Source organism: Haemophilus sp. HN_Hi10 (genome assembly GCF_049821985.1).
Lineage (GTDB): Bacteria > Pseudomonadota > Gammaproteobacteria > Enterobacterales > Pasteurellaceae > Haemophilus > Haemophilus influenzae_D.
In genome coordinates, this window is record NZ_CP187495.1 from 218812 (window position 1) to 231897 (window position 13086).

The 13086-nt window shown below is 37.9% G+C and carries 6 protein-coding genes; 2 read left to right on the plus strand and 4 right to left on the minus strand.

Going from position 1 to position 13086, the window contains the following annotated elements:
* Positions 1–54: 54 nt before the first annotated feature.
* The 4 genes from ppx to slyD form a co-directional block, all read right to left on the minus strand.
* Positions 55–1584, minus strand: a complete 1530-nt coding sequence (ppx, locus tag ACPT8Q_RS01135; RefSeq protein ID WP_050948764.1) for an exopolyphosphatase — start codon at positions 1582–1584, stop codon at positions 55–57.
* A gap of 7 nt (positions 1585–1591) precedes the next feature.
* Positions 1592–5488: an autotransporter assembly complex protein TamB gene (locus ACPT8Q_RS01140; RefSeq protein WP_061671293.1), complete on the minus strand. Its 3897-nt coding sequence runs from the start codon at positions 5486–5488 to the stop codon at positions 1592–1594.
* Positions 5489–5497: 9 nt separating this feature from the next.
* On the minus strand, positions 5498–7234 hold the full coding sequence (locus tag ACPT8Q_RS01145) for an autotransporter assembly complex protein TamA (RefSeq protein WP_050948766.1): 1737 nt from the start codon (positions 7232–7234) through the stop codon (positions 5498–5500).
* Between the two features lie 147 nt (positions 7235–7381).
* Complete coding sequence (gene slyD, locus ACPT8Q_RS01150) at positions 7382–7942, minus strand: peptidylprolyl isomerase (RefSeq protein ID WP_050948767.1); 561 nt, start codon at positions 7940–7942, stop codon at positions 7382–7384.
* A gap of 228 nt (positions 7943–8170) precedes the next feature.
* On the opposite strand from slyD, the gene ACPT8Q_RS01155 reads away from it, so the two are divergent.
* Positions 8171–10087, plus strand: coding sequence for a site-specific DNA-methyltransferase (locus ACPT8Q_RS01155; RefSeq protein ID WP_050948768.1), 1917 nt, complete (start codon positions 8171–8173; stop codon positions 10085–10087).
* A gap of 1 nt (position 10088) precedes the next feature.
* On the plus strand, positions 10089–13064 hold the full coding sequence (locus tag ACPT8Q_RS01160; protein ID WP_050948769.1) for a type III restriction-modification system endonuclease: 2976 nt from the start codon (positions 10089–10091) through the stop codon (positions 13062–13064).
* The last annotated feature ends 22 nt before the right edge of the window (positions 13065–13086 follow it).

Consider the following 13086-nt stretch of genomic DNA (forward strand, 5'->3'; position numbering starts at 1 on the left):
AAGTATTTTGCTTGCCCTAAATTTTTCGCTCAAAAACATTGAGCAGAAAGATAATTAATAAAAAACTAAACTGCTTTCAAACTCTTTCAGAAGATTACTTTCAGCTCGCAATTCATTCCAAATTAACGGGTTACGGTCTAAGTATCCGCTTTCAAAATTCAATGTCCAATCATTCAAAGTGCGGTGCATTTCAAGGGTGAAATTTTTTGCTGTTTCTGTTGCTTGACGGGATTTATTGAAAATAACCGCAAGACGAAGCAATCGCATTAAAGCCATCACATCTTGCTCGCTATAACGTGCAAATTTAAAAAATTCAGCAGGTTTAATCGTGCCAATATGCCAACGTACTAACGCGGTAAGCAAACGTTGCTGTTCACGATCAAAACCTGGTAATTCCATATTTTGTAAAATGTAAGCAGAATGTTTTTGTAAACCTTTGTGATTAATCACAATGCCTACTTCATGCAAGCGCGCTGCCCAAAGCAGGATTTCGCGCATTTCTTCAATAAATTCTGTCGATTGCCAATTTTGATATTGCGTGCTGAGTAAATTTGCACTATCCGCAACGCGATGAGCTTGGGCTTGGTCAATATTGAATTGTTCACTTAATCCCCAAGCTGTGCGCGCTCGAATATCTGCTACTTGAAAGTTTTTCTCTAGGCTATAAATGACGCCTTCACGCAATGCACCGTCAGAATAGCGCATTTGTTGAATATGAAAGACTTCAAATACCGCACTTAAAATCGCTAAACCCGGTACAAAAACATCTATGCGGTCTTGGTTTAAACCGTTAATATTTAGCTCAGTAAAATGCTTCGCTTGTAGCGTTTGCTCAATTAAAGCATTTAATCGCTCGGCTGTAATGGTTCCATTTGGATCAAGATTAGTCGAAATGACTTGCGCTACAGTTTTAATCGTCCCCGATGAACCTAGCACAGATTGCCAACCTAATTTGCGATATTCAAAGCCTAAATCTTCGATTTTATTGACCGCACTTTGACGCGCGCGTTGAAAGTTTTCTGGGGAAATGACGCCATCGGTAAAAAATTGAGTCGCAAAACTCACACATCCCATGTGGCGGCTTTCAGCCATAAGCGGCGTGAAATCATCGCCGATGATCATTTCTGTCGAACCACCACCAATATCCACAACGAGCTTACGGCCTTTTTCTGGTTGAGTATGGCATACGCCTGCGTAGATGGTTTTAGCTTCCGTTTGCCCACTAATAATATCAATGGGATAGGGGAAAACTTTGGCTGCTTGACGTAAAAATTCATCATTATTGATGGCTCTGCGTAAGGTATAAGTGCCAACTACATTGACATTTTCAACGGAAAAACCTTGTAAACGTTCAGCAAATAAGGCTAAGCAATTCACGCCACGCGTGATAGCCTCTTGATTAAGCACAGCATTTTCGTCTAAACCTTCCGCGAGTTTAACTTTTTGTTTTAAGCGCGAAAGCACTTGGATTGAGCCGTTTACAATGCGTGCAACAATCATATGAAAGCTGTTTGAGCCAAGATCAATCGCAGCAATTTCACGTACATTGCCACGATGCTTGGGTTCTAAAATAGCGTCATTCATAACATTCCTAAAATTCAAATTTATAAAGCAAATCAAACACTTGGTTTGTGCTAGAAACGGATTGAAAATAAAGCTGTGGCATTAGGCGATAACGTAAGGTGACTTCTGCTAAACCATCAAATAAACCTACGCCATATTTTATTTGTAAGCGATTGGTAATATTTCCACTTACTGTAACCTTAGATTTATCGCCCACGCCAGATGTACCAAGGTTTAAGTCTTGAATACCAAAAACTTCGCCAATACTGCCCACTAATTTACCGCTCTTTGAAATGCCTAAACCAATCAATGCTGCGCCAATCGAACCACTGGAGCCAGCTTCACCGCTACTTTCTAACGAACGACCTGTTAATAAATAAGAAAGTGCTTGATCTTGTGGTTTGCTTGGTTCACTGAAAATAGTGACTTCTGGGCTATCGGCTATGCCAATCACTCTCACTCCAGCAGTAATTTTGCTGTCTTCCATTGTTTCAGGATTACGAATAGCCTCAATATTCAACGTAGGTTGTGCCGCTTGCCCAGAAAAACTAATAAGCCCTTTACGAATGAGTAAATCTTGTCCGAAAGAAGCATAGCGACCTTTGGTTAAATTGATTTGCCCGAATAAACCTAAATTGCCTTTGTCTTGTTTCACAGAAAGTAAACCATCAAGATTGGTTTTTAAGCCATAGGCATCAAGGCTGACGTCTTTACCAATATTGATGCGTAAATCAGAGCGAATATCCATTCCTGATTTCGTTTTTGCGGCAAATTCACGTTTAATCAGTTCTTCTTTGCTCTTGTGCGGGCCGTTTAAAATCACTTCATCTTCGCTGACTGGCTCAGCAGTATCTGGCAGACTGTCAATTTTAATACGCGCCCAAGGAATATCCACTGTTCCGCTTAAATTCAATTCCTTAGGATTGGCTTTTATCGTGATATCTGGACTGAAACGTAGCTTCGCCATAGATGGAATATCCACGTTGAAATTATTTGCTTGTGCATTCAATTCTGTCGTCCAATGTTCAATATTCGCCCAGTTTGCACGTCCAGTTAAGTTTAAGTGACTATCTACTGTTTCGATTTTCCCTTGCAATGTTGAACGGTTACCATTGAAACGTAGGGCAATATCGCCATCAGTAATATTTACTGGCATAGATTTCAATTTGGTACGAATATTACGAATATTGAAGTCACCATTTAATAATGGTTTCTCTAAATTCCCGCCGAAACTCAACTTCGAGACTACCTTACCATTCACTGATTCACCGCTAGTAAGTAGCTGATTTGCGATCGACAAGTTTAATCGTTCTATCGCAAGGGTTCCGCCAAGTTGGCGAGTTTTAACAAAATCATTTAAACGAATATCGCCTACAATTCTGCCTTGATTATGCAAATTGATGTCTGTTTTTAAAACCAAATTATTATTTTGAATGTCGGCATTAAGGGTTAATTTTGGAATATCTAATTTAAACGTGCGGTAATCCAATTTTTGAGAGAAAGCTAAATGATTGCCATCTACTTTTGTGCTAAATTGGAATGGTTTATCCGTAAACCAAGCCACATTACCTTGCACTTGCAAGTTTCCTTTGAGGCTATCTTGTTCGATAAGTTTATTCACTAAATCCAAATTAACACGTTTGAATTGGAAAGGAATATTGCCTTGCTTGCCTGCATTGAATGCTTGTGGGAAACATAATTCTATATCTGTGTTTTGCCAGCAATGTGCGGCAATATTGGCTTGTGTTTGTTTGTTATCGTAAAACACCGCAATCGCTTGGTTAGATTTTACATCGCCAATCGGGGTTTCAAATTTTGCTTGTGAAAGTGTGCCTTTCCACTGTTCCAAAGTGCGGTCAAAATGTCCATTAATTTGTAAATTTGCAGCAACTGGCTCGCCTTGAGATTTTAGGATTAGTTTGTGATTTTGTTCATCGCCTGATAAATCAAGATCAAGTAAATGAAGTTTAATATTTTCGCCATAATGAAGTTGTTCTGATTTAATATTCAATTTTCCACTCGAGAGTGGGGTATTGTTTATATGACCTTTTATACTTGCTTTGGCTAACTGAAAACCTTGTAAATGTAAATTGGATGAAGTTAAATCAATATCAAGATTAGGTGTCGTAATTTGACCAGAAATCGATACACGACCATCCACTCGCCCTTTTAAATCTGACCATAAACCACGTAAATTTGGCGCATCTATATCTAGCACAAAATCAGAATGATCATCTAATACGCCACTGGCTTTAAGATAATTTTCGCCATATCTAATCTGTAAATCAGGCACGGTTAGAAGTACCTTTTGATTGAGCGTTGCAGAACCTTTTAAACTGATAGGTTTTGCAGAAAGCGTTCCGTTTAAATCGGCTACTGGCACTTCCACTTGCCAACCTTGAGAGTCCGCAAAACCGCGAGAATGTAATTTACCCGATAATATTGCAGGCATAACTGGAACAAAAAAACCAATATTCATTTTTTCTAAATCGGCTTGAATATCCCAGTTTGCACCATTTTTCCAATTCGCATTACCCGCAAATTCACTTTTACCATCTAACGAAACTATCCCCAATTTATTTACGGTGACTTCATAAAGTTTGCCGTCGGCATTAAGTTCTACTTGAGATGCGGGAATATAATTCATTCCTGCTACATTGCCCTTAAGTTCAGCGTGATAATTTAGTAAATCCCCCGTGAGTTTAAGCGTCACATCATTAATTTTGAGTGGTACCATTGTGTTTACAAAAGCGTATTGTCCTTTTGCTACATTTAATGTGAGGTTTAAGGGCATTTTGTCTTGTGCTAATTGCACGTCGCCATTCAGTTCAGCATCTACTACACCTTTTGTTTTCAAAGAAAGTGCGGTGGATTTTTTCAATGATCCCGAAAGTGTAAGATCCACATCACTCGCTAGCAGAATTTCTTTTCCAGCGGATTTCAACGGCTCCAAATGGGATTTTAAAGTTAAATCTAATGGCATATCGCCATCAAGTTGTAATTTACCTTGTGAATAAAGATTACCCAACGAACTTTCAACCGATAATTTTTGTAATTGCAGTTGGTTATCGACGGTATCCGCCTGTACAATTAAACTAGATATTTCAACAGATTGAAGCGTTTCGTCTTTTTCATTCACTGCTTGATACTGCCAGTTTTTGCCTGAAATTTCAGGAATATGTAAATCAAAAGGAAGAATGATTTCTGATACATTACCTAAAAAAGCAGGCGTTAAAGATTGCTCAATCGCAGCCCAATCTACAGGTTTATTCGGTTGTTTGGCTTTCAGCTCAGGTTTAACTTCAGGCAATTTTTTTGCAACCACTGAAATATCGTTAATTTCAGTCGGCGCAATAGTTAAGCCTTTTTCATTATTTAAACGTACCGCACTTTTAAAATTTCCAAGCGTAATATTAGTCTGATCAACATTTACGGATAAATCTTGCACCAGTAAATTTTCTGCATTGATACTAATTGGCAAGGAAATACGCTTCATCGGGCTAGACTTGGGATTATCAGGCGTTGATGGCGGTAGCAATGCGGTATTAATCGCAATTGTCGGTTTATTTAGAGTAAAGTCTCGTAAACAAACTTCACGTGAAAGCAAACAACCAAAATCGAGCTGTAAACGTGCTTGTGCAATATGTGTCTCAATCCCAGCGGTTTGATAACGAACATTCTTTAACACCAAGCCATTTTGTAATCCGCCTTCAATTTGCTCAACGGAAAAACTATCGAGCATTTTGTCGGCTAGTTGAATTAAACTTTTTTGTCCCGCATCGAAAGAAATCACCCCAGCAACACCTAAAACAGGTATAAAAATGACCGCACTTCCAATACAAATAACTTTGCGTACCCAGTGTTTTTTATTTGCTTGTTTTGGTGCTTTTGGTGAAGTATCTGATGGTTGTAGTTGTTTTGTCATAAATTCACCTTAAATTTCTGTACCAAGTCCAATGTAAAATTGAATATTTTTGCTGTTATCTTTATCGCGAATGGGTGTGGCAATATCAAATTTAATCGCACCCACTGGCGATGCCCAACGCACACCAACGCCTGCGCCATAACGCAGCTCTTTTGCTGTGTAATCATTAGCGGCTAATCCACTATCTGCAAAAGTTGCCGCCCACCAATTTGGATAAACTTGATATTGATATTCTAAAGAACCTGTAAGCAAACGTGAGCCACCCACCAATTTCCCATTTTTATTTTTAGGCGCAATTTTTTTATAGCCGTAACCGCGCACACTGCGATCGCCACCAGCAAAGAAACGCAGTGTAGGCGGAATTTTTTCAATATCTTTTGTATGTAAATACCCGATTTCAGCACGAGCAACAATACGATGATTTTCTGCATAAGTACGAATCCACGCACTAGATGCTTGCACTTTTATAAAAGAAGATTCTGATAGCCAAATTCGTTTGCTTAAATCAAAAGTAATTTTTTGCACATCGCCCCAAGTGGCAAAGGAACCACCACGTAATCGAGTACGAGTAAATCCAACAGTTGGATAAAGAAGTAAGGTTTTATCAGTGATATCCGCTTGTGTAAAACTATCGTATCTTGCTCGAAGTCCGCCAAAATATTGCCAACCACGCGCATTATTCCAATAACGTAACGCTGACAACGTAAGCGCTCTCGTATTGGTATCGTTCTCTTTTTCCCCTTCCCAACCGACGGCAAAATCATAGTAATAATTTAATGGATTTTTCAGCAATGGTATTCGATAAGTGGCTTCTAACGTTTGTTTCGGTGCGGAGAGATAAAGATTTGAACGCAAACTATGTCCACGGCTATTAATCCAAGGTTTTGTCCAGCCTATTTGTCCGTGAACTCCGCCATCAGTGTCAAAGCCCACACCCAGTTCCATCGCATTTTTTTTACGTGGATAAAGAATGATTTCTATATCTACCGTTTTACTTTTATGATTGATATTAGGTTGAACTAAAACTGAATTAAACCAATTTGAAGATGAAAAATTGCTGGTTAAATCCGACAAATTATTCATTAAATATGGATCGCCAGATTTTATGTTAAGAATATTATTGAGATAATCGTCGCGGATTTGTGAATGGCTAAAAGTAATATTGCCATAATGATAACGAACGCCGCTATCAAATAACATTCGCCACCACGCTTGATGGGTTTCTGGGCTGATTTCTAAACGTGAAATTTTAAATTCCCCATCAAAATAGCCTCGATTTAATGCTAAACGTGAAATCGCTGTTTTGTAATCATCGTAAGTTTGGTGTTCAACCAAAACGCCTTCTTTCGGTAAGTTTTTACGTAACGCATTAAAATTTTCATCTTGAGCGGCTTCCCCCTCAATTTGCACATCAGTGCCTGCAATTTTTGTTGGCTCGCCTGGTGTAACGTGCGCAATCAACAAATCGCGTTTGCCTTGACGCTGTTTTCGTTCGAAACGCACGGAAGATTCATAATAACCAAACACACGCAAACCACGATCCACGGCTTGAGTGACTAAATGCTGATAGCGTTCAGAGCCATCCATTTCTTCTTTATTGATCAAATTAACATTCAGATCCGTATTACGAACAGCACGGAAACCACGGATACCTTGAACTTCAATATCAACGGTTTGTTCAGCAAAGGCAGGAAAGCAATTTAATGCTAAAAAAAGTGCGGTAAGTTTTAGCAGTGTTTTATTCATTTTAGGACTAAACGTTTTGAGTGTATTGCCCTATAGTCTACCGAGAAGTTCGACAGGATCCAAGATTTTCAACAGATTTTGTCTGGTTTTAATAAAGAAATACCGCACTTCATTGCTAAAGTGCGGTAAATTTTTGGGCTGTTTTAATTAGTGACCGCCACAACCACAGCTGCCGTGATTATGTTCGTGATGATGACCGCCACAGCCACAACCGTGACCTTCTTCGTCATCATCGTGGGTGTGCGCACCGTGAACGTGACCGTGTGCGATTTCTTCTAACGTTGCTTCACGGGTTGCGACAACCTCAACCGTGAAATGTAATTCTTGACCGGCTAACATGTGATTTCCATCAACCACAACTTCATCGCCATCGATTTCAGTAATCACTACTGGAACTGGGCCAATGTCAGTATCCGCTAAGAAACGCATACCCACTTCAAGTTCATCAACACCTTGGAATACATCTTTTGGTACACGTTGAACCATATTTTCGCTGTATGCACCATAACCTTCTTCAGGTTGAACGCGTACTTCAAATTTGTCGCCTACTTCTTTACCTTCAAGCGCTTTTTCAAGACCGATCACTAAATTATTATGGCCCTGTAAATATTCTAGTGGTTGATTCGCTGGAGCTTCATCTACCAATACGCCATCTTGTGTGCGAACTTGGTAAGCAATGCTCACCACTACATTTTTTGCTACTTTCATTATGTTTTCCTTATAAAAATCGGTTAAAAAAGCCGTATCATTGTAACGAAAATTATTCCTCGCGCAATGCTAAAATTTAATAGCCTTTCATTATTTAACTTTAACAAATTTTAAATTAATGTGGCTTTGTTTTTAAATTTAGGCTGTGTTATCAAGGTCAACACTTGCAAAGCTAGCCTGTTATACGGCAAAATCAAATAATTATATTAACAAGCAAGCAGAAAAATTATGGCCGAAATCACCAAAGAAACTTTGTTTTCATCAAACACCCAAGCTGAAAACGAACAGCTAAGCATATTAAAACGCCATTTCCCAAATTGTTTTGATAAACAAGGCGCATTTTTGCCTGAAAAAATGGCGGAAACGTTGCAATCAAACGGCATTAAAACAGAAAAAGAAAGCTACAGCCTCAATTGGCTGGGCAAATCCTATGCCAAAATTTTAAAAGACAGGCAGCCTGAAACGCTTTTAGCGGAAGATATTGAACACAACCAAAAACCGGAAAATCAAAATAGCGAAAATATCTTAATTCAAGGCGATAATTTGGAAGTGTTAAAACATCTGAAACACGCTTATAAAAATCAGATCAAGATGATTTACATCGATCCGCCGTACAACACAGGTTCAGACGGTTTTGTTTATCAAGATGACAGAAAATTTACGCCGCAGCAGTTGGTTGATTTGGGGATGGATTTGGAAAAAGCCAAGCGTGTGCTGGAATTTACTGCTAAAAAATCCAATTCACACAGTGCGTGGCTGACGTTTATGTATCCGCGTTTGTATATTGCGCGTGAATTGTTGCGCGATGACGGCGTGATTTTTATTTCTATTGATGATAATGAACAAGCACAATTAAAACTACTTTGTGATGAAGTGTTTGGGGAAGAGAATTTTATAAAAGACCTAATTATTAATACATCTGAAGGTGGTGGTAACGCAAAATATGTAGTTAATGGTCATGAAACCGTTCTTGTATATGCTAAGAATATTGATAATTTTGATAATTTAAAACGACCTAAAGATATTCGTGGTAAAAAAATTGTTATAAATGATGAATTATATTGGATTCAAGAAGATGCTATTCGAGAGCAATTTGGTAAATATGGTAATTTACATTACGAAGATATCGAAGAAATCAAAGGTATTGAATTTAAGAAAAAAATTGATGATGGAATCGCTAATAATGAATATGTCTTAGTTCCAAAAACTTATGGCAAAACCGTGATTGGAAAATTAAGAAAAATATCAGATGATTTTTCAAAATTCCATAGTATTTTAAATATTGGAAATATTAATAAACATTTGACTGCTGATGGTATTCGTGAATTGGAAGAGTTATTTGATGTGGCTAAAGGACTATCTCCCTTTAGAACACCCAAGCCATTAGATTTATTGAAAAGACTAGTCCTTTCATTAACTTTTAAAGGAAATCAGAACGATATAATTCTAGATTTTTTTGCAGGTTCTGGCACAACCGCTCATGCTTTGATGCAACTTAATGCCGAAGATAAGGGTAATCGTAAATTTATTTGCGTACAATTAACTGAAAATTTAGACGAAACATTAGAAAACGTAACACAGGAAGCCAAAAAGAATATTCAAATTGCAATAGATTGGTTGAATGAACACAATAAACCACACAGTTTATTTGAAATAACCAAAGCGAGAATAGAATTAGCTGCAAAGAAAATCCAAACTGAAAACCCTGATTACACAGGCGATTTAGGTTTTAAAATTTTCAAAACCGAACCGCACTTTCAGACGGCATTGAATACTGATTTTGACCCACAAATTGATTTCTTGCCGAAAAACAACTTAACCGATGAACAACTCCACCAGCTTTTAACCACTTGGCGAGTGTTTGACGGTTGTAGGCTGACTGAAAAAGTGCAAAACATTGATTTAGTAGGTTATACCGCTTATTACTGCCGTCAGCATTTATATTTATTGGCAAGCGGTTTTACATCAGAGAACGTGAAAGCCTTGATTGAACGCTTGGATAACGATAAGGATTTTGTGCCTGAACGCATTGTGTTATTTGGCGAAAATATAGATAGCGTGATGCAAAAAGAATTGGCACAAGCAGTGAAAACCTATGCCAATAAAAAAGGCTTGAACAATTTAAGCGTATTGGCGAGGTATTAAAATGGCAGGTTTTACTTACGAAAAAAATTTGCCCCATCAAGAGCGAGCGATTGAATCCGTTTTGGCAGTGTTTGACCGTGTGCATTTAAATAAAAATGTGCAAACAGATGAAAATCCCTTAATTGAATTTGCAGGCAACCTAAAAACGGATAATTTGCAAAAAATCCAACAAGCCAATAATGTGGGCGATATAGCGTTATCTCATAGCAATGTGCTTGATATTTCAATGGAAACGGGGACAGGCAAAACTTATACCTACACAAAAACGATGTTTGAGCTCAATCGTGTGCTGGGCGTGTTTAAATTTATCGTGGTTGTACCCACTCTTCCCATTAAAGCAGGAACGAAAAACTTTTTGCAAAGCGCGTCGCTTGCAGAACATTTTCGCAAGGATTTTGCAGGGCAATATGGCGAAACAGAAATTGAATTGTATGTGGTAGAAAGCCAAAAAAACAAAGCAAAAAAAGCCTTTATGCCCTCTGAAATTGTGCGTTTTGTGGGGACGGAAGATAAGCAGAAAATCCACGTCTTATTGATTAATGCAGGTATGATTAATTCCGACACAATGGCGGGAAAAGATAGGGGCAATGACGGCAGCCGCTTGATTAAAGATAAGTTTTCTGTGCCCTTTGAGGCCTTGGCTTCAACTAATCCCTTTGTGATTATTGATGAACCGCATAAGTTTGATAAAAATGGCGTTACTTGGCAAAACATACAAAAATTTAATGCTCAATTTATCTTGCGATATGGGGCAACATTCCCTAGTGTTGAAGTAAATAAAAAAGATGAAAACGGCAAAAATGTTAAAAATGAACAAGGAAAAGTTGTTAAATTAACCATACAAAAATATGAAAACTTACTTTATCGATTAAGTGCGATTGATGCGTTTAATGATGATTTAGTAAAAGGCATTCGTGCGTTTACTGAACAAATTGACGGCGATAATGGCGAGCGGATTAAACTGATTGATTTAGACGGCAAAGAAGCGACGTTTATTTTAGATAAACAAGAATTTAAGTTAAGTAAAGGCGAAAATTTAAACCGTATTCATCAAGCCATTAGCGATTTGTTTGTGTCTGAAATGAATAAAAGCGTGCTGGTGTTGAGCAATGGTATTGAGTTGAAAAAAGGCGATACCATCAATCCGTATTCATACAGCGATACTGTGCGGGATAAAATGATGCGACAAGCAATTAGAGAGCATTTTGTCTTGGAAAAAGAATTGCTTACGAGAAATGGCGGACGGATTAAACCGCTCACATTATTTTTTATTGATGATATTGCAGGCTATCGTGATGAGAAAAATCAACTTTCAGGCAGCCTAAAAACCGTTTTTGAGCAAATGGTAAAAGTGGAATTAGAACATCGTTTGCAAACAGAAAATGATGAATTTCTACGCCAATATTGGCAAACGGCATTAAACGATATTGCCAAAACTCACGGCGGTTATTTTTCGCAGGATAACAGCGATAAAGACGACAAAATCGAGCAAGAAGTAAATGAAATTTTGCACGATAAAGAAACCTTGTTATCGCTTGCTAATCCACGTCGTTTTGTGTTTTCCAAATGGACGTTGCGAGAGGGTTGGGACAATCCTAATGTGTTTCAAATTTGCAAATTGCGTTCTAGCGGCTCTGAAACGAGCAAATTGCAGGAAGTTGGTCGTGGCTTACGTTTGCCTGTAAATGAATATATGGCAAGGGTGAAAGATCACGCCTTTTTCTTGAATTATTTTGTGGATAATAGCGAAACGGATTTTGTTAAAAAATTAACTGATGAAGTGAATAGTGCGGTGGTAAAACCGATTGTTTTTACGGCTTTAACTGATGAATTAATTAAGAAAATTCAGACGGCTTATCCTGATCTCAGTAAGAAACAGATTCGCAATCAATTAGCAGATTTAACCGATGACGATGATGTCTTTTTGGAAAATGGCTTTGCTGAAACGAAAAAATTATTCCCAAAAGCCTTTGAAAGTTCAGGCAGCCTGAAAGATGGAAAAATCAAACGTTCAGGTGAAAAAGCTGAAAAAGTCAAAATGCGTATCGCTAAATATGATGAATTAAAATCCTTATGGGAAACGATTAACCAAAAAGCCTTGTTACAATACAAAATTAAAGATGAAGATGAATTTTTGAGTTTGTTTATCCGTTATCTGAAAGAAAATGCGGATAAATTTACGGCAACTGGCATACGCACCGTACAAAATAAAATTCGTGTGGATAATGGTTTATTGTCTGCCACTGAAACAAGAAGCCTGAATGATGAAGTTTTTGAACCGATTAATACGCTGAATTATCGTGAGTTTTTATTGAAATTATCGCAAACGGCTTTGATTCAAATGCAGACTTTGCACAAGGCATTTTTTGCGATTCGTGATGTGTTGGAAATTTCAAACTTCCTGAATGAACGCACGATTCACACAATAAAAGCAGGGTTTGACCGCTGGTTATTACTCAATTCCTTTAATGCGTTTGAAGTAGGATTTAGCCGTGTGAGAGGCAGTGTTCACCCAACCAAATTTACGGATAATCAAGGTAAGGCGTTGCCAGAAGTGAATGCTTCGGATTTAGGCACACAGTTTGATTCGGGTAGTCCATTGGCTGAATTTTTATTTGAAAGTGTGTTTTTTGATAGTGAATTGGAACACGCAAACATTACGAAAAATCAAGTAAAAGAAGTGATTGTGTTTACCAAAATTCCCAAAAATTCCATCAAAATCCCAGTGGCAGGCGGCGGCACATACTCGCCCGATTTTGCTTATATTATAAAAACAAGCTCGGGCGACACGTTGAATTTGATTGTAGAAAGCAAAAATGTACCAGATGATCAATCTTTACGTTCGGAAGAACAGCAAAAAATTAAACACGCAGAAAAATTGTTTAATCTCGTTGCATCGGATACGAAAATTGTGTTCAAAACCCAATTTGAGAAAGATGAAATTGTGAATGTGATAAAAAATGCACAGCAACAATGATGAGTAGTTTGTTTTTCTCATA